19 protein-coding genes are annotated in these 18,772 nt (G+C 36.8%); 3 read left to right on the top strand and 16 right to left on the bottom strand.

Annotated elements, in window-relative coordinates; all coding sequences use genetic code 11:
- Nucleotides 1-258 precede the first annotated feature (258 nt).
- From ACYVM0_RS19745 to ACYVM0_RS19675, 15 genes are all read right to left on the bottom strand, one after another.
- Nucleotides 259-1,188: a tetratricopeptide repeat protein gene (locus ACYVM0_RS19745; protein ID WP_460559869.1), complete on the bottom strand. Its 930-nt coding sequence runs from the start codon at nucleotides 1,186-1,188 to the stop codon at nucleotides 259-261.
- 259 nt (nucleotides 1,189-1,447) lie between these two features.
- Nucleotides 1,448-3,529: a TerD family protein gene (locus ACYVM0_RS19740; RefSeq protein WP_460559867.1), complete on the bottom strand. Its 2,082-nt coding sequence runs from the start codon at nucleotides 3,527-3,529 to the stop codon at nucleotides 1,448-1,450.
- Nucleotides 3,530-3,761: 232 nt separating this feature from the next.
- A complete protein-coding gene (locus tag ACYVM0_RS19735; RefSeq protein ID WP_460559865.1) occupies nucleotides 3,762-4,277 on the bottom strand; it encodes a hypothetical protein in 516 nt (171 codons plus the stop codon).
- A 214-nt stretch (nucleotides 4,278-4,491) separates the two neighbouring features.
- Nucleotides 4,492-5,121 carry an SMI1/KNR4 family protein gene (locus ACYVM0_RS19730; protein ID WP_460559863.1) on the bottom strand — a complete coding sequence of 210 codons (630 nt, stop codon included), beginning with the start codon at nucleotides 5,119-5,121 and terminating at the stop codon, nucleotides 4,492-4,494.
- Nucleotides 5,122-5,295: 174 nt separating this feature from the next.
- Nucleotides 5,296-6,498, bottom strand: coding sequence for a hypothetical protein (locus ACYVM0_RS19725; RefSeq protein WP_460559861.1), 1,203 nt, complete (start codon nucleotides 6,496-6,498; stop codon nucleotides 5,296-5,298).
- 256 nt (nucleotides 6,499-6,754) lie between these two features.
- Nucleotides 6,755-7,051 carry a hypothetical protein gene (locus tag ACYVM0_RS19720; RefSeq protein ID WP_460559859.1) on the bottom strand — a complete coding sequence of 99 codons (297 nt, stop codon included), beginning with the start codon at nucleotides 7,049-7,051 and terminating at the stop codon, nucleotides 6,755-6,757.
- 254 nt (nucleotides 7,052-7,305) lie between these two features.
- Nucleotides 7,306-7,698: a hypothetical protein gene (locus ACYVM0_RS19715; RefSeq protein WP_460559857.1), complete on the bottom strand. Its 393-nt coding sequence runs from the start codon at nucleotides 7,696-7,698 to the stop codon at nucleotides 7,306-7,308.
- A gap of 268 nt (nucleotides 7,699-7,966) precedes the next feature.
- The gene (locus tag ACYVM0_RS19710; protein WP_460559855.1) at nucleotides 7,967-8,323 is read right to left on the bottom strand and encodes a hypothetical protein; all 357 of its coding nucleotides are present in this window, start codon (nucleotides 8,321-8,323) and stop codon (nucleotides 7,967-7,969) included.
- An 18-nt stretch (nucleotides 8,324-8,341) separates the two neighbouring features.
- Nucleotides 8,342-8,689 carry a hypothetical protein gene (locus ACYVM0_RS19705; protein ID WP_460559853.1) on the bottom strand — a complete coding sequence of 116 codons (348 nt, stop codon included), beginning with the start codon at nucleotides 8,687-8,689 and terminating at the stop codon, nucleotides 8,342-8,344.
- 165 nt (nucleotides 8,690-8,854) lie between these two features.
- Nucleotides 8,855-9,550 carry a hypothetical protein gene (locus tag ACYVM0_RS19700; protein WP_460559851.1) on the bottom strand — a complete coding sequence of 232 codons (696 nt, stop codon included), beginning with the start codon at nucleotides 9,548-9,550 and terminating at the stop codon, nucleotides 8,855-8,857.
- Nucleotides 9,551-9,660: 110 nt separating this feature from the next.
- Nucleotides 9,661-10,629 carry a leucine-rich repeat domain-containing protein gene (locus ACYVM0_RS19695; protein WP_460559849.1) on the bottom strand — a complete coding sequence of 323 codons (969 nt, stop codon included), beginning with the start codon at nucleotides 10,627-10,629 and terminating at the stop codon, nucleotides 9,661-9,663.
- A 748-nt stretch (nucleotides 10,630-11,377) separates the two neighbouring features.
- On the bottom strand, nucleotides 11,378-12,118 hold the full coding sequence (locus ACYVM0_RS19690) for a serine protease family protein (RefSeq protein WP_460559847.1): 741 nt from the start codon (nucleotides 12,116-12,118) through the stop codon (nucleotides 11,378-11,380).
- Nucleotides 12,119-12,376, bottom strand: coding sequence for a hypothetical protein (locus ACYVM0_RS19685; RefSeq protein WP_460559845.1), 258 nt, complete (start codon nucleotides 12,374-12,376; stop codon nucleotides 12,119-12,121). It lies immediately after the preceding gene.
- Between the two features lie 28 nt (nucleotides 12,377-12,404).
- Nucleotides 12,405-13,100 (bottom strand): hypothetical protein, encoded by a 696-nt coding sequence (locus tag ACYVM0_RS19680; RefSeq protein ID WP_460559843.1) that lies wholly within the window; start codon nucleotides 13,098-13,100, stop codon nucleotides 12,405-12,407.
- Nucleotides 13,101-13,310: 210 nt separating this feature from the next.
- Nucleotides 13,311-13,739 carry a helix-turn-helix domain-containing protein gene (locus tag ACYVM0_RS19675; RefSeq protein ID WP_460559841.1) on the bottom strand — a complete coding sequence of 143 codons (429 nt, stop codon included), beginning with the start codon at nucleotides 13,737-13,739 and terminating at the stop codon, nucleotides 13,311-13,313.
- Between the two features lie 15 nt (nucleotides 13,740-13,754).
- Between ACYVM0_RS19675 and ACYVM0_RS19670 the strand changes: the two genes are divergently transcribed.
- From ACYVM0_RS19670 to ctlX, 3 genes are all read left to right on the top strand, one after another.
- On the top strand, nucleotides 13,755-14,003 hold the full coding sequence (locus ACYVM0_RS19670; RefSeq protein ID WP_460559839.1) for a hypothetical protein: 249 nt from the start codon (nucleotides 13,755-13,757) through the stop codon (nucleotides 14,001-14,003).
- A 704-nt stretch (nucleotides 14,004-14,707) separates the two neighbouring features.
- A complete protein-coding gene (locus ACYVM0_RS19665) occupies nucleotides 14,708-16,150 on the top strand; it encodes an arginine deiminase family protein (protein WP_460559837.1) in 1,443 nt (480 codons plus the stop codon).
- A gap of 164 nt (nucleotides 16,151-16,314) precedes the next feature.
- Complete coding sequence (gene ctlX / locus ACYVM0_RS19660; protein ID WP_460559835.1) at nucleotides 16,315-17,202, top strand: citrulline utilization hydrolase CtlX; 888 nt, start codon at nucleotides 16,315-16,317, stop codon at nucleotides 17,200-17,202.
- A gap of 6 nt (nucleotides 17,203-17,208) precedes the next feature.
- Here ctlX and pdxR read toward each other — a convergent pair whose 3' ends face one another.
- Nucleotides 17,209-18,678, bottom strand: coding sequence for an aminotransferase-like domain-containing protein (gene pdxR / locus ACYVM0_RS19655; protein WP_460559833.1), 1,470 nt, complete (start codon nucleotides 18,676-18,678; stop codon nucleotides 17,209-17,211).
- Nucleotides 18,679-18,772 lie beyond the last annotated feature (94 nt).

Genomic DNA, 18,772 nt, shown 5'->3' with positions numbered 1-18,772 from the left:
TCGGCTAATGCCATACTTGGCCTGTAGTTTACGGTAACCACAACCGGTGTTTAAATACTCTTGAATGATCTGGTCTTTGAGTTCCATTTTGGTTGATTTTGTAGTCAACCTATTTCAGGACGAGACAATATTTTGCTGAAGATAATAACTACTGCCGAGGAGTTATTCGTCAGCCCGAACTAAAGTACAGCGATGCAAACTGCTGAAGTATGATAGTCTGCCCCGCTTGCTGCAATACTTTTGTTGTGTGTTAGTGCCTTACTTGCACTCTGCGTTCAGTCTGTCTTGTGCATAAGGCGAACCCAATGATTTTGCTTTTGTCCAGTCTTCACAAGCACCTTTCTTGTCACCTAAACTAAATTTTGTGTTACCTCTGTTGAAGTATGCCAAATCATTTTTTGGTTCAAGTTGAATTACTTTGTCATAGTCTTTTAATGCTTCCTTATGTTCTCCTACATCGTCTTTGTTTGTCGCCCTAATTAATAAAGCGTCAACATAATCTGGGTCAATCTCCAAAGCTTTATCATAATCTTTTCTGGCTGCTTTCCAGGTATGAATTTCATCTTTGCAATATCCTCTGGCTTGTAAAGTTGTTTTGTTTTTGGGGTCCAATTTTAATGCTGTTGTAAAATAAATTATTGCTGCACCGAAATCTCTTTTGTTTAGCGCATCAATTCCTTTTTTATGAAAACTGTCTGCGGTTTGATTTTCTAAATTTAGATAGGTTAAATTTTTAGGGTCTGTCAAAGCTCCATAACCATTTAGTCTGCAATCAAACTCGTAGCCTTTACAGTAAAGGTCAAGAGCCCAAAACATTAAATTGTCCTCGCTATATGGAAGTTCTATAGCATCACCTTGTACAATCCAATGGTCTTTTTCTTTTTTAGGGCTTTTAAGTTTGAAGTCGTAATTGTCCGACAAAAATTTTGCTAATGAGTCAAGCTTCTCTTTTGTGTCAGAAGTGAAATCAAAGTCAAAAGTTGCCAACGCATTTTCTTTAAAACCGCTTTTGGTCATATTTTCATAGACGGTAATTGCTGATACCATTTCTTTCCCATACTTATCATTAAAGTCTTCTTCTGTAAAATACCGATTATTCATTGTCGCAACTTTTTGCTTGTCCGTTGTTTGGCTTGAACAAGATGAAAATAAAAAGGTGAGTAAAAAAATGTTTAAAAGTCTTGTCATAATTGTAGGGTGTCCGATGGCATTACACACAACGGCTACGTATTGGCGATGGTGGGGTATTTGAAAAACGTCAGCCCAACATTTGCACAAATGCCCATTAGAATTACAAATGTTGAGTTTACAACTGTCAGCCCCACTATTGCCAATACGATGTTGTGCGATGTTTTTCTTTTGTCCACTGCTTTAAAATAAAAATGAGGGGAAGTTCAGTCGCTAGTTTCAGGATTAGAAGGAAGCAACTAAATAGCCCTCAAGATTTTTATAAAAATTCCGACACAATAATATCTATGTCTGTCGGTGTAATACCATTGTCAGTTGCAAAGATAGTATTTGCTTCTTTAATGTTAAACGTTTTTTCTCCTCTTGCTTTAATGTGCAACTCCAATAAATCATACAAGTTAGGCTTTACGAGTGTTGTCATAGATTTATTAATTATTGTCGTTGAAGATAAATTATTGTGAACATTATTTACTGTTGATGGATTTCCTTTTAATGATAAGTCCACCCAAATTACTTTTCTTTCATAAAGGTCAATTATTAAAGGAATAGCCACTCTTGAATTTGCTGTCAAGTCAAATTTATTTTCAACTGTTAACGGCTCGTAAATTTCTCCACTATTGGAGAATTGTCTAACCATAAAGCCTGCAAAACAATAAGGCAAGTCGCAATAAGGTTGATTTGTAAAAGAGTTCACACTCATTAATACATAACGAATACCTTGTTGCAAACAGGCTGAAATTTCAATTTCAATAAATTCAGATGCTCCGTCTGGTGCAGATGTAATGTCTCCACTATGGTAACCTCCTAAATCTTTCAAGTTGTAGTAAGCAATTGTTGTTTTAAAACCACTATCTGTGTCAAGTGCTAAGGCAGATAAGTCTAAATCTGTTCTACTGTTTCCGTCTTTCCAATATATGAAGAAACGAATTGTATTTCCTTCAGGTAAATCAATTTTACTTCCTCTTGATAAGGTCTTTAATGCTTTAGATGCTGAACGCATTGCAAAAGGAACTGTATAATTTTTGAGCTTTTCGTCTATAAACACTTTGCCCAAAGGTTTGTATTTTGAAAATTTAGAAACTAGTGCTTTTTCTGTAATCAAAACTATCTCATCACAAACAGATTGGTCAATTTTGGGTAGATTAAAATCAATCGCTTTTGCCTTTCCTACATTGCCTTTCGGAAAAAATGTTCTAAATTCTTTCGGCTTATTACGATTTTTAAAATGTGTCAAAACTTGTAACAATACAGGCGATGATACACTTTCTGCTACATTTGAAAATGTATTTATCACTTCTTTTGGATTATCAGTAAGGCGAAGTAGTTTGTCTAATTTTCGTGCAAATTCTCCTGGTCTTGATTTTAAAATATGCGTCAAGTTCGGAATGTTTTTTTCAATAAGTCCTTTTTCAACTTTGCTATTAAAAGTTTCAAAAGGCTTATCATTTCTAATGATGTCAAATGCTTCAAAACACTTTGGAAATCTTTCTTTATATTCAAAAGGGTGCAGTTTTTCTCCTAATCGCTTCCATCTGTTTTGATAACGAAGCATATCTTCCGTTATAAATCCAATATTTTCAATGGCCGATAAAAGTAGTTTCCTATTTCGTTTTGAAATAGATTTAAACTTTGTGTTTTCTGCTAAACTAATATCTCCATCAGATAATGCAGAAGCAATTCTTAAAATATCTGTCGCTGTCTTTGAATGTTTCAACAATTCCTGTTCTGCACCGTCAGTGTTATTTTTCAATAGGCAACCAATATAATAAGCTACATTTTCTTTTAAAGGAATATCAGTCGGTGTTAATGAATAGACTTTTGAATTGTATGTTTTTATAAAGCATTCAATATCTTGTTTGTCTGTGTCTGAAACAGAAGTTTTTGAATTTAAAAGTCTTGAAAATATTGTATTGAAATCTTCTTTATTACCAAGTCCTATTACTTTTAGTTTTATTTGGTCTTTTAATTTTTCTCGTTCCTTCTTCTCGTAGTTTGGCATTATTCTTTTACCAATCCAATCTCCAAGGTAATGCCAAAATGCATTTGAATAAAGCTCTTGTTCACTAGCTTTCTTTACTTGCTCTGGAAAATTTGGATACATTGGTTTGAACTCTACGTAAACTCCAACATTTTCTTTCAAGTCTGAAATTAACTGCTTGTAAAATTGTTTTAGCCTGTCAACTGAAAGAGTTTTAACAGTCTCAATTAGTTCAGGTGAAAATGTGTAGCCAAGACTTTCTATGTTTTTCAGCAAGTTAAAAATATAGTCGTCTGACAAAGAATTTTCGCCTTTGTCAAGGTAAAGTTTGTTTTTCCTTCTTATGTATATTGAATTATTCATTGTCTGTTAGGGTGTCTCTCTAAAATATCGCACAACGGGCAGGGCTTTATGCAGGTTGGGAATTAGTATTCCGTCCGCCGACAACTGCTGCTGATTGAAAACATAAAGTTGAAATTAAGAACTAAAGCTCAAAGTTGTTTGTCCAGCCCGAACCACAGCCGGGATTTGCAATTGGTTGATGTTTGCTGGTCAAGCCCAACTTGCATAAAACCCAATGTAAGCAGCCGTTTTGTTAGAAATCTATGTCGTGTTCTTTGCAATAAAATTGTGGGTCACACTCAGTTACAACACAGCCAGCATATTTTATTTTCATTTCCTTTTTGTCTTTAATGAATGTGTCGCCTCTTGTTGCAATTAAACCATAAACAATTGGAATAATATTGTCAGTATGATTTTTTGGGCAGGTCGGAATGTAGCCGGAAGGATGGTCATATAGACAAGGACCGTTTATTTTAAAATTCAAAACTAATTTTTGTCCCTGCTCAACCCATATGCTGTCTTTGACTATTGAAGTTTGTCCTTGTCCGCTTATTAAAATTTTATAGTGTCCAGGTTGAATATAACCATAAGTTTTTCTTCCAATGTTGTTAATATTAGTAGCTGGAAATGAATTTGTGTCTGTCAACAATTGTATAGTTGCAGGTTTGTAGGCAATTGTCAAATCATAAACAGCGTCACAATTTTGCTGTGTCTGTGCAAAACACAAACCTGTAAAAAACAAAAATGTTATTAGTAATAGGGACTTCATGAAAATGGCTGCTTACGAGCAGGGCTTTATGCAGGTTGGGAATTAGCATTCCGTCTGCCGATGACCGCTGCTGATTGAAAATATATTGTTGAAGTTAAGAATTAATGATCAGCGATGTATATCCAGCCAGAACCAGAGCTTGGATTTGCTAATAGCTGATGATTGCTGGTCAAGCCCAACTTGCATAAAACCCAATGTTACCGGCCGTTTTTTGTCACGCAAACTCATTTAAACTTTCTGTCAACCACTCGTCGTACCATTCAATGAATGTCATTCGTCCGCCGGTTGCTTTTGATGTAGCTGGATATATTCCATAATCGCTTGCTCGGTCGTCCACCCAAATGTGTCCAGCCTCTTTGCCTGTCACCACAAGTAAATAATAAATTGCACAACCATAGTGGCAAATCCTCATACTACCTGTAATGTGTCTATTTGAAAAATATTCTTCTTCCCATTTTTGAAACTCTTCCGTTTCTGTATAATCTTCATCATCAGCATCGAAGTCCTGCGTAACATTCCATTTGTCAATGTGAGGAAAATCTGTTGACAGAAAACTATTATCGCTTATTTCAAGTTCTAAGTTCCAGTCCAACAATGGAAGAAGCCCGTAAGCCGGGCCACTGCCACCATTGCCAATTTGAGTTAGGAAATTTTTATAATCGACAGGAAGTGTCAAGCCAAAAGATTTTTCAAAACTCTGTAAAGTGTCTTCTGTCAAACAAGAGTTGAATTTATATCTGTGAGTGTCAGAACCAAACGTTTTGTAAGTCGCACTTTTAAAAAGTCCGCCGCCGTCAAGTTTCTTTAATTTGTCGTGCTTTTCTTTAAGGTCGTGAAGTGTCATAATAAAATGGCCGGTAACGAGCAGGTATTGCCGATGGTGGGGAATTTTATATTCGTCCGCCGGAACTGCTGCCTGGCTTTTTGATAAAGTTAAATATAAAAACTAAAGCTGGGCTTTGCAGGTCAAGCCCCGAACCGCAGCACAGCAGAATTACCAATGCTGATTGCTCCAATGTCAAGCCCCACTATTGGCAATACCATTGTTGTGCGTAGTTTTCAATTCAAAATTATGATATGTGTCCAAAATAAATTCTCCATTTGTCAAGTCGAGCCAATCATTCACAGTTGTAATAAAGTGTCTGATTATTGAAACAAATGTGTCCTTAGTCTTTGCGTTAAACTTATACTTCCTTAATAAATTTTGGGCTCTCAGTTTATATGGAAAATCGCCAAAGTCCGTCACTATTCCATTTCCTTCTTTAATTTGCTTGAGCAAAACATAACGGTCAGGGAGGCTGTCATTCTTTTGAAAAGCAGAAGGCGGTAAAACAGTATATCCCTTTATTTCTGTATCACATTCTTTAAACCAGCTTGTTAAATTTCTTATTGAATTCATGGCGTCAAATCTACCAGTCCAATTTATAAACTCAATCATAATAGCTGCCATCTCTCTATTGTGATATACTGATGATATTGCATTGTCAGCTAACTGTCGAAATTTTTGTTCGTGGACGGAAAAATTCTTAAATATTTGAAAGCCAATTAATTCATTTTCCGTAACCTGTTTTTGAATGTCATTGTCTGATAAATTCATTAAAAGTTGTGTCAATTCAGGAACAGATTTTCCGGTGTAGCCAAAAAGTAGTTTACCTAAATGTCCTGCGATTGTTAAGATTTCTGTGTCAACTTTTTGTTTTATATAGTCATCTACTTTATCAAAGAGACCCCCGTTCTTATTTAAAGCAATGATTGAGTTTGTAAGGATTTTTGAAATTTCGGCTTTAGCTTTTTCTTTCCCTGTTTGTTGAATGCTGTACTGAATTGGTCGTCGATGCCTTAAGTCGAAAGGTAAATCATTTATGTTGCCATAGTCTAGGTTGTAAATGCAAAAAATTCTCTCCCATCCAAGAACCCTTGCCGCATAACCTAATTCAATCATAACATTTGGATTAGGACATTTTCGGTCTTTCGAGTCAGAATTAATAATTGAAATATCCGCTACAAATATTTTGGATCTAGCAATTTTAGAAAAAATGGAGTCCGAGATATCTGGTGTACCGCTTATTCCCTTAGTATCTCTATCAATATTTAACTCCAAAGAAAACGGAACAACTTTTGTCAAATCTTTTACTGCCTTTTTAAGGCACGATTCAATGAATCCTCTATTGGAATTATTTGGTAGGTCAGACTGCCAAGAATAAAAAATAGTTCGTTTCAAAATAAGGGTGTCTTAATTACGCACAACGTGCAAAGCTTTGCGTTCGGTGGGGAAATGTTGAACTGTCCGCCCGGAACTGAAGCCTGCTAACGTTGTTTATGATGAAGTTAAGAACAAAAGCCCAAAGTTGAAATGTCTGCCCGGAACCAAAGTTGAATTGCGCACAACTGTTGAAGAAACGATTGTCCAGCCCCACCGACGCAAAACTTTTTGTTGTGGGCCGTACTTTTCAAGGAGTGCTAAAAAACGGGTTTATTTAGGACTTTTTTATGTCATTGATAATTTCTAAATCTGTTTTATTTGTCCAATTCAATACCTCGGCTTCGATTTTCTCAATTTTAATAATAGAGTTTTTTTTCTGCAGCTCTTTTTCATGAAGCTCATGAAGTTGTGCTTTAAAGAAGGAAAGTTGAGCAAGCCTATACTTTTTGACGAGCTTAGCTATTTTTAGTTCAGATTCATTTTTTTTAATAGCAATTTGCAGTTCTTTTGCCCTTGACAAAAGTTGTTCTCTTTTTTTTATTGGTTCTGTTCTTGGAGGGTAAAGCGGCATACACTTTTTTTATTCGCAATTTTTCAATTTTTATACTGTCGCAAGTATGGCCCACAACGGACAGGGCTTTATGCAGGTTGGGAATTTGTATTCCGTCTGCCGATAACCACTGCTGATTGAAAATATAAAGTTGAATTTAAGAACAAAAGTTGATAGTTATTCGTCTGACCGGACCGAAGCTGGAATTTGCAATTAGCCGATGTTATAATGTCAAGCCCAACTTGCATAAAACCCAATGTTGTACGCATACTGAGTTAAGTCCAATCAATATTCAAATGATTCTCTATAAACTTTATTGGTTCAACCCAGTCAATTTTAAGTTTTCCAAGCAAGTCTTTCCCAAGAATGTTTGGCTTTGCCCAAATTACTTTGTCTTTCATTTTGTTTCTCCATTCACCTTTATATAAGCTCATCAAAAATTCTTGCAGCATTTTAAAATCATTTAAAATGTCCTTGGTAATTTGAAAGTGATCTTTTAAGCTAAGTAAATAGTCTGATTCAAATAGTACTTCAACACGTCCTTCTATGTCTTCAGCGAACCCTTCTAGTTCTCCTTCAGTGTAGTCGGACAAGTCTGTAGAACAGATAAATAGAATAAGCATTATTTCTTCTGAATGATAGCGTTTTATTTTTTGTTCGGTCGTCAAGTATTGTTCTTGCTTTTAAAATTTGTGGTATGTCATCAAGTTGCGTACAACGGGCAGGGCTTTATGCAGGTTGGGAATTATCCCGAATGCTTTCGGGACGTCTGCCCATAACCGCTGCTGATTGAAAATATAAAGTTGAATTTAAGAACAAAAGTTGAAAGTTGTTCGTCCTGGACGAACCACAGCTTGGATTTGCAATTTGTTGATGTTTGCTGCTCAGGCCCAACTTGCATAAAACCCAATGTTGGTTGAAGTTTTTTAATTCACATTAACTCATTCTTTTGAAATAATACAAAATTGTCAATATCACAATAGTCGGTAGGATTAGAGAAGCGTAATTCCACATTACATTATACTTGAATAAAACTATTTGTGTCACAATGATAATAAGTGTATATGCAAAAGCAGCCCACTTTTTCATTTTCCAAACACCGGCAACTGTTACCCAAATTAATAATGTAGAAATTAATAAGAAGTTGAGATACCATTGTCCAACCATATAAGCGACTTCTGTTGTCCAAAGCAAAAGTGTCGGAATTGTCTCCAGAACAGCTAAAACACATGCAACATAGACAATAGGATACACCGAATTACGACCTTCTTTATCTTCAATTTTGTCAGTCATGATATTATACTTTGTTGCTCAATCCTCGTCGCTAAATAATTTCTCTGGAATATAGTATGTGGCTGCATATTGCAAGTCTTCGTGGTCTTCTTTGAATGACTCAAATGCTTTCATATACCATTTTGGGTCAGTAGAATCATTTGTAAATTCTTCGTAAGTCAATACTTGATAGAATTCTCCGTTTTTCCAGGGTTCAATTCCTTTTATTCCGAGACCATGTTGTTTAACCCTATTAAGAACTATTTCAAAATCCTTCTCAGAAAAATATTTAATCCCTACAGCGTCAAAACCAGTGTTGAGGTTTGTTAGTCCGAAAAAGATATTCCTGTCGAGATATTCCTTCTTTTTATCAAAAATATTGTCCACCTTAAAGATTTAGAATGCTGCCGAAAAATTTCAGCCAACGAACAGGGCTTTATGCAGGTTGGGAATTAGAATTCTGTCCGCCCGAACCGCTGCTGATTGAAAATATTTGATGAAGTTAAGAACAAAAGTTCAGCGATGTTTGTCTAACTTGCACAAAACCCCATGTTACCTGCAGTTTTTTTGCCAAATTGATATTTGTTTTTCTGTCTCCAAACGTTCATTTCGATTAAAAAATAGTTTTGTGTACGGTAGCAAATACTCAACAATTTGAAGAGAATATTTGCAGGAGGTTATGCTTTTTAACTGAAGTTGTGTGCTTAACGCAATGTCTGTCCTATTGTAAATTGATTCCGCTTTTTTAATAAGTCCTGAAATCATTGCTTTTGTTTCATAAAATGTCAGAGAGTCTCTTGTTGTTTTACTCTCATTGTTAAGTTCTAAAGATTTATCGATATATATTTTAGAGCTGTCAAATTCACATAGCGATATATAAACGCTTGCAATTAAATAATAGAAGTCTGACCTTTCGCTTGATTTAGGATTATGCATTAATTGATTATTTGACCACCTAATGACTTCATGAAAGTTTCCCAGGCTTTTATAACATTGAAGAAGATAATATCCCACGTAAGAGTTAGTGGTATCAGTTAAGTAAACTTGTTCAAGCTTTTGAATAAATTCTTTTTCTAAAAGCACGGCTGAGTCTTTATTTGTAACACGTGCGTTTAGTAATCTATCGAAAAGAGGTAAAGTTTCTTTAAACATTTGATCCGCTTTTGGTTTATCTATATTTCTTTGAGCAACTGTAGGTGTCGTACTAAAAGCAGTTTGAAACAAAAGTATAAGAAATAGTCTGTGCATAAGGTCTGTAAAATTGCAGGTAACGTTTAAGGGCTTGGCGTTGTAGGGGAAATCAGGGAACGTCAGCCCAACCCACACTAAAGATAAATTGAAATACAATACTTGAGCCTTTATTCGTCAGCCCCTATAACGCCAAACCCCTGTAAGCTGCAGTATTTTATGTTGGCACGTGTGTCAAGTCCAAATTGTAATTTGTCATACTCAACAAATTTTTGTCCTATAATAAGTTGTGATTTTGCTTGTTCTTTTTTGGTATAAAAATATGTATACGCTCTTTGGATGAATTTCGATGCTGCGACAGGTTTAATAATGTCCGCATTTTTTAGGGGGCCACTCAAAGCAAACTCCTCAACATATGAGTCGGTCAAACTATCAATATTTTCTAAGCCGCCAAGATTTGATAACATGATATGCTTCAATTTCTTCAAATTTTCGAGAGGTGGTAATTCCTTTATTTGCTTTTCATCTTCAATTTTAAGGTTAGTAAGATTTACCAAGTCGGAAATCGCTGTTACGTCCGCAAGTTGTTTAACCCATAATATGTTTAATTGTTCTAAATTCTTAAGGCTTTTTAGTGTATCTAAACTTTTTGATGTCCCAAATCCTATATATAGTCTTTTTAGGTTTTGCAAAGATTTGAAAAAAAATAGTTTGTCAACTTTGTAACCTGTCAAGGACAATTCTTCAAGATTAGTTAGGTTTTCTAAAATCTCAATGTCTTTGTCGTTTCTTACTAAATCTAAGCTTTTCAAATTTGTCAATTCCGCCAAAGGTTTTAATGAAACTTTTTTGTCTGAAAGTTCTCCCAACGACAACCATTCTAAATTATCTTTTAGTGGATGCAAATAAGACAAATCCTGTGTCAACGGTAAGAAGACCCGAATTGCTTTAATTCCTTTGTAAAGAGAAAGAAATCCTAAATCATATTTTTCATTGTCGTTCCAAGTGGAACCATAAGCTCCGCCAAAATGTGATAATTCTATCCCGTCAATTTTTTCGGTATGAAGCATTTTGACGATTTCTAAATGTTGCTCGTTAGTCAAATTGTCGGCTATTTTATGTAGGGTAACTGTTGTCATAATATTGCAGCTTACGTTCGAGGCTTTGTGCAGTTGGGGAATTAACCAACTGTCCGCCCGGAACTGAAGCTAAATTTATAACTAAAAGCTGAAGTTTAGAACTACTGCCCGGCAGAATTACCTCCGCCGAAACCAAAGCCTGGATATGCACTGCCGATGATTGTTTCAACGTCATGCCCCAATTGCACAAAACCTTTTGTTAGCGGTTGGCTTAGTTGATAAAAGCTGTCCATTGATTGTCGAGGTCAAATTGATTATAGCCACCTTTTGAATTGCTCTCAATATGACTTATAAAATCATTGTCCATACTGAATAAGCAATAACCTCCTTTTATATGTCTAACCCCAAATGAATTAATATTCAAGTCAAAATCGAAAATGAATATAACTCTGTCATTAGCATTAACAATAAAACCTTTTGGATTTGAGTCAAGGTCAAATAAATAATGTCCGCTAAAATTTGTATTCATTTTCGGGTTGATAGTACTATTAAACTTTGGATTGAGAGTGCTATTAAACTTCGGGTTGATAGTACTATTAAATTTCGGATTGATGGTGCTATTAAACTTCGGATTGAGAGTGCTATTAAACTTCGGATTAATAGTGCTATTAAATTTCGGATTGATAGTGCTGTTAAACTTTGGATTTATAGTACTGTTAAACTTTGGATTAATAGTGCTGTTAAATTTTGGATTAATAGTACTATTAAACTTTGGGTTTCTATTTGATGTAATAAACATGCTGTAAAATTAGTTTAAAGTACTTTCAATTAGATTTATTATTGCGTTAATTGGAATGCACACAGTATAACCTGAATTAGAAAACTCGGTATGAGTAATAGAGGATTCTCTATTGTTTTTCCAGGTAATCATAAAGGGAATATATCTTGATACTAGCCCAATAATAGTAACACTAGCATCTTCTTCTACTAAAAGAACAGGTCCACCGCTATTGCCATAATATGATGGACAATCAATAATAAATGTATTGTCAGCTTGATTGAATCCAGCAATAATACCTTTTCTTAGAAGAGGCCTACTTATATCAAAATATTTTGTTTCTTGGAAAATTAATGATGTTGGAAAACCTACAAGCAATACCTCAGAAGCTATATCTACATCATTTATATTTTTTACATTGTCAACATCAATACTTAAAATATCTAGTGTTCCCTCTTGAATAATTGTTAAATAATCAGCAGGCACAGTGTCGCTTTCCAAAAGAACGACTGCTATGTCATCCACGGCACTTGGAAATACCTGTGCAGCTTGCATGTTAATTTCAATTATTCTTGAATCAGGTTCCGCCCCTCTAACTTTTTGAGATGTCATTACAACGGAATTACATCTGAGGTGGTTTTCTTCGTTATATAAAACGTGCTTAGCCGTTACTAGATATAATCGATTCTTATAGCTCACCTTAAATCCTGAACCGGAAGAATCGCCATAATCTAGGCTAAGAAGTGCGGAAAATGTAGGCTCAATTGGCATTCAATAATTTTTTCGTTTCTTTTTGTAAGCAGAGTGTTTCCAGCTTGCCGCTAACGGGCAGGGCTTGCTGCAGGGCTGGAATTCATTGCTTGTCCGCCCGGAACCGCTGCTGACCTGCCTGCCGGCCGGCAGGTTAAAGAAATAAAAGCTAAAGTTAACAAACAAAAGCTCAACAATGTATGTCCAGCCCAGATGAAGCACAACAGCGATAAAATGCCCAATTGCTCCAATGTCCAGCCAGCCTTGCAGCAAACCCAATGTTGCCTGCTGGGCTTTTGACGTACTTTTATTCTGTAAATGCTTTAAGTAATGGTTTTCTATAGTCGTGGTCTTTTTCGTGAAGCTCAATTATTTGTTCGGTTGTATTTATATTAAAAAACATTTCTGCATAAGTGCTTTCATCTCCGTCGTCATTAAAAAACAATTTGAACTTATAATAACCGTTTTTATCAAAGTCTGCATCTTGTTGGTTTAAAGAAAATACTGTCGCTGTAATTATGTTTTTGGAAAAAGGCTTTTTTATGGGCTCATTATAAAGTTCAGACAAGGCGTTTATTAGTTCATCACTTTCTTGTCCGATTGAAATAAACTTTACACCTTTTCTAACGAAACCCCCTTTTGAATTGATTTGTCCATCAGATGTGATGCCAAATGGAAGTTTTGAATTGACTTCAAATTTAAGTCCAACTGGCTTACCTTGATAAAGTCCTTGCCCAACATAAATATTTGTAGAGTCAGTTTTAGTACTGCTTGTAATGGTCAAAAAAATATCACTAAAACCTTCGCTTGTGTCAGTCCTTGATATGATGTCAGCAAGTTTTTGAGAGGTTGGTTGCTGATTTTTGTTATTATTTTGTCCACAACCAAAAAGAGTTGAAAAAAATCCCATTGAAATTATTTGAATTAGAAGTCTCATAGTTTCGTGATGTCGCTTTAGCCTTGCAGGCAACTCATAAATATACGCATGTTTTTCTTCAACCAAACTTGCGTATATTTTTATAAGTTGTTAATTTTTAATTGTTTAAAAAAATAAACGCAGGTGCTTTTGGTGTAATATGAGTTGCGTAAATGCAACCTTCATTTATTTATAATATAAAGCTTCGCTGTTCTTCCGCAGCAAACTCACGCAAAGGGCATACTGCACTAGCTGCCATTCACTTTAAATTCTGTTAAATAAAAGTACCGGGCAGTGTTACTTTTTACTATCCAGTAATTGCTGCAGCAACTCATTCTTCTCTCTTTCTACCTGCAACAAACGTTCATAAAGCTCTTCATTTTTATTAACGGCTTCAACCCATTTTTCAATAGGATTAAATGTACAGTTGAAATTGGCTTGCGAATTCTGGGTAAAAGTATTTGCTACTGCACTGTCATGAAAAGTGTTAGCAATAATATTCACCGCTTGCTCTTCATCAAAATTCTTAATCGCCTCTACAGGCACCTTCAATACCCCGGCCACCTGTTGCAGCAATACCTCATCAATCTGCTCCTTACCTTCCAGCAGCGATATCTTTTTCTGGTTCCAGTCTGCGCCCAGGTCGTGGGCAAGGCTTTCCTGTTTAATGCCCAGCATCTCTCTAAAGCGTTTTACATTGCGGCCCTGGTGTATTGTTTTTTCCATATAGTAATTGATTGTATGGTTACAAATATAACAACATTTGTAAGTATACGCTATCGTATAAAACACTCATTTTTTAAGGATAAAATATACCGCCGTACGCTTCATACTTTTTGCTTTGCCATACAACCTTTTACAGCATTTCAAAATCTTACCGGGATATATCCGGTACACAACGGGCGCCACCCCGGCTACCGCAGCACACCAACTAAACCACAGTCATCCTTCGTCATCCTTCGCTTATACCACATTCATCCTTCGCTGTAAAGTGCACCTGAAGCCCACTCAACGCCCACATAATGCCTACTCAATGCCCACCCAGGTCCCACCCGGTATACCATAACTATACACCAGCTATATATTAACCATACCCTGTGTATACCTTACACATCCATCATGCCAGTTTGCCATACCGGGGTATCGTTTATTTGTATAGCAGTTACTGCATACAGGTATTGTATACCGTTAGTATATTAATTGGGGGCAACGGTTCCGTTCCGTGAATACACTAACCGGGGGCAACCGGGGCAACACCAGGTTCATCTCTTGCAATACAGCAGCCTGTGCCCTCAAACTGCCGTACAGCTGTTGGGCTGGTACACAATACAGCTGTTTTATGTACTGGCCATGCTACACAACAAAGAAAACCTGCTTGCATATCCTACAAAAACCTGTTCTGCAAGTACCATTAAAGCAAAGGTGGCCCAGCTTTTAAACAATGGCTTTTTAGTAATGTTTCAAATAACGCTGGTCACCTTGGCGGCAGCTATATTGCCGCTTTATTAGCCAAAAATGCTATTTGCAGGGAAAACCGTAATTTGCCATTCTATTTATGCACCATTGCAGCACCATAGTATTCTTAACAGCCCATTTTGCATGGATGTACCGTGGCCTTAATAGTATGCCCGATTATTAAGTAAGTGGTCTTGTTTGCTCCTCTTCCTTTTACATTTTAACTAAAAATATTTTGTATGAATAGTACATTACAGGTATCCGTTACATCCGAAGTGGGTACTTTAAAACGATTGTTGGTACATAGTCCGGATAGCGGGCTGGGTAAAGTAGTACCGTCTAAAGCGCAGGACTGGTTATTTGAAGACATTGTTCATTTGGAAACCATCCGCAGAAATGAATATGATTACTACACTAAAATTTTATTGTATTTTCTCGATCCTGAAAAAATAAAAGGCAAACTGGCCGCTATTGATGCACCGGAAAACAAAAGGGCCTTTTATAAACCCGAACACGATAACTTTTATAAAAGCGATAAAGTAATTGAACTGCAATGGCTGCTGGCCGATATTTTAGAAGATGCCAGTATTAAAACAGAACTCGTGGCTTCAGTCTGCGCCATTGAAGGCTGCACTTACGAAACGCATAAAGTTTTATGCAATTATTCTTCTAAAGAGCTGGCCAAAACATTTGTATCCGGCACATCAAGCGAAAAAGAATTATTGTTTGCACCCATACCCAACTTTATTTTTACCAGGGATATCGGCATCACCATCAACAATTATGTATTACTGAATAAGCCGGCAAAAAAAGCCAGGACAAGAGAAGCACTGCTGGCCAAATACATCTTCTTTAACCATCCGTTATTTGAAGGGTATAAAAATAATATTATTGAACTGAGCGATAGCCAGCATAGTTTTTTATTGCCTAAAGAAGATGATGATAAAAAAGTAACTTTAGAAGGCGGCGATATTATGGTGGTAAGTGATAAGCACTTACTGGTAGGGGTAAGCGAAAGAACCACTTTGGAAGCAGCTGTAAAAATTACCACTACCATGTTCCAGATGGGCATTGTAGAAAAAGTAACCATCGTAAAAATTCCTAAGAAAAGAGATTACATGCATATTGATACCGTGTTTACACAGGTAAAAAAAGATGTATGGGTAATGCTGGGCAACTTCAGCCGTAAGGCAGTATTGCACGAAGATGCCAATGCTATTGAAAGACTACTGGAAGTGAAGAAAGAAGAAAAGATAAAGATCATGCAGTTTAATAAAGCCAATCCCGAAACACCGGTAAATTTTGATAGCCTGGAAGATCTTTTAATTGACATCAGTAAAACAGACCTTAAATGTACAGGCGAAGTAAAAATTATTTTTAGCGGCAACAACGAATTCCCGTACAGCGTAAGGGAACAATGGACGGATAGTTGCAATGTACTGGCATTAAAAGAGGGCGTGGTACTGGGCTACGACCGTAATGATAAAACCACCGAAGCATTTATAGCCAATGGTTTTAAGGCAGTACACGTAAAAGAACTGATTGCACAACTGGAAGCCGGAACAGTAAACGTTGATACCATTACAGATACATTGATACTAATGCCTTCTGCAGAATTATCCCGTGCAAGAGGCGGTTTTCATTGTATGAGTATGCCCTTGTTCAGGGAAGGTTTAAAGTAAAAAAGTAAATGAGGTAAATAGAATATTTAGTACAGGCCAAAGTATCGGGCAATAATTTTTAAAAGACTATTACAAAAAATAAAACTGTCAATGTTCATGTGGTGCCATTCACCACTCACCATTCACCATTCATGATAGATATGCAAAACACTTCCCACCTCCTCATGATACGCCCCGTTAAATTTGCATACAATGCACAAACGGCGGTAAACAACAGTTTCCAGGTAGCATCTGCCGGTAATGATGTGCAGCAAAAAGCGCTCGAAGAATTTGATGCTTTTGTACAAAAATTACAAGCCCATGGCATTGATGTAACGGTGGTGCAGGATACCGCCGAGCCTCATACGCCGGATTCCATTTTTCCCAATAACTGGATCTCATTTCACGAAGGCGGCAGTATTTTTTTATACCCCATGTTTGCCGTAAACCGCCGGCTGGAAAGGAAGCAGGGCGTACTGGATGCGGTCAATAAAAAATTCATCATCAGCAGCACCACAGATTTTACAGCAGCAGAAAAGGACAATATTTTTTTAGAAGGCACGGGCAGCATGGTATTGGACAGAACAAAAAAAATTGCCTACGCCTGCCTTTCTCCCCGAACAGATAAAGAATTACTGCAGCAGTTTTGTGCCAAAGCCGGCTACACTGCGGTTAGCTTTACTGCCAACGACGAAAACGGCGATGCTATTTACCATACCAATGTAATGATGTGTGTGGCTGACCAGTTTGTGGTCATTTGTTTGGAAAGCATTACAGATGAGCAGGAAAAAAATACAGTTATAAAAACTATTGAACACAGTGGTAAAGAAATTATCGCCATCACTTTTGCTCAAATGAACCGCTTTGCAGGTAACATGCTGCAGGTTAAAAATGCAGCAGGTAAACAGTTTTTGGTAATGAGTTCGCAGGCGTATGAAAGTTTAACTACAGAGCAGGTTAAAAAAATTGAAACCTATAATGATATTATTCACAGCAGTATCAAAACCATCGAAACCAATGGTGGCGGCAGTGCCAGGTGTATGATGGCCGAAGTTTTTTTAGAGGTAAAATAATACCTGTTATTTTAATATCTTTTTCAAGATACCTACCGCTTCCTCCATTTCTTTGTTGTTAAGCGATGCAAAGCCCATACGCAGTGCATTGTAGTTTGTGCTGCCCGAATTATAAAATGCTCCGTTATTAATAAACAAGCCTTTTGCAGAAGCCTGTTGCGCCACAACGGGTAATAGATTTTTTTTATGAAACTGTACCCACAAGGCCATGCCACCAGCTGCCTTCTCAAAACTTACCTGTTTGCCTATTTCACTATTCAGCAGATCACAAAACAGGTCCCTGCGCTGGTGATAGAGCTTTAACGATTTTTTTAAATGCTTCTGCATATCGCCGCTGTTAAATAAAACAGCCAGGGCTTCTTCCATCAAATTATCGCCACGGATGTCTATTAACCGCCGCAGGTTTAAAGTTTCAGTAATAAAATTCTGCGGTGCTACCATATAACCTACTTTAAAAGAAGAGGTAAAAGACTTGGTAATAGAACCGATATAGATCACATTGCCATTATGATCGGCACTGGCCAATGGCAAAATAGGGCTGCTGTTATAATGAAAATCATAATCGTAATCATCTTCAATAACAGGAAAATTATATTGCCTTATCAGTGCTAACAACTGCATTCTTCTTTGCGAACTTAAGGTAACCGTAGTGGGATGGTGGTGGTGTGGAATAATGTATAGAAGATCAGGTTTTTTCTTTTTGCATATTTTTTCAATCCGCTCCACATCAATACCATTTTCATCTACCGGTACACGAATTAATGTAGCGCCGTAATGTTCAAACAACATATTGGCCATGCCATAATTGGGTTCGCCAACAATTACCGTGGAGCCGGGTTTAATGATCATGCCTGCAGCCATGTATATCGCCATCTGTGCACCACGGGTGATCAGCATATTATTTTCACTGATATTCAACCCTCTTGTTTCAGATAAAAATTTTGCCAATGCTGTTCTTAAAGGCAATGCTCCGGCAAGGTCGCCATACACAATTCTTCTTTGTACGGCAGGCACACCAAACAAATGATTGTATTCTTTCAGCAACTGATCTACAGGCGCAATTCTTGCATCAGGAAAGCCATCGTTGATGATGAGCCGGTGATTACCCGCTTTCGACATCTGCGTAAGCGGAATAGCAATAGTTGAAAAATTAAAACCCGTATGGCCTGCATAAGAAGACGCCCTGGCAGCAGCTTTAAAAGACCGTGGTTTTATTTCAGGCAGGTCTTTTGAAACAACCACCCCTTTTCTTAAAACAGAACTGATCCAATCCTGCGCCGCCAATTCTTCATACGCAGCAATGATGGTTTTACGGTGTACCTGCAGCAAAGCCGCCATCTCTCTTGTAGAAGGTAAGGGCGTGCCGGGCCTTATCACACCTTCATGTATCAGGCTGATGAGTTTATTGGCTATCTGCTGGTATACAGGCGTAGCTAATGATCTATTAACAGGCAACAATATTTTAAAGGGCAGCATCTGGACTACCGGTTATTTTAAAACTGGACTATAAAGATAGTCCAACTGGTTTTTATTTTTGTACTCACAAACAGGAAAAATCATCATCACTAAA

It is taken from the genome of Ferruginibacter profundus, assembly GCF_054783275.1.
This window is presented reverse-complemented; position numbering and strand designations above follow the sequence as displayed.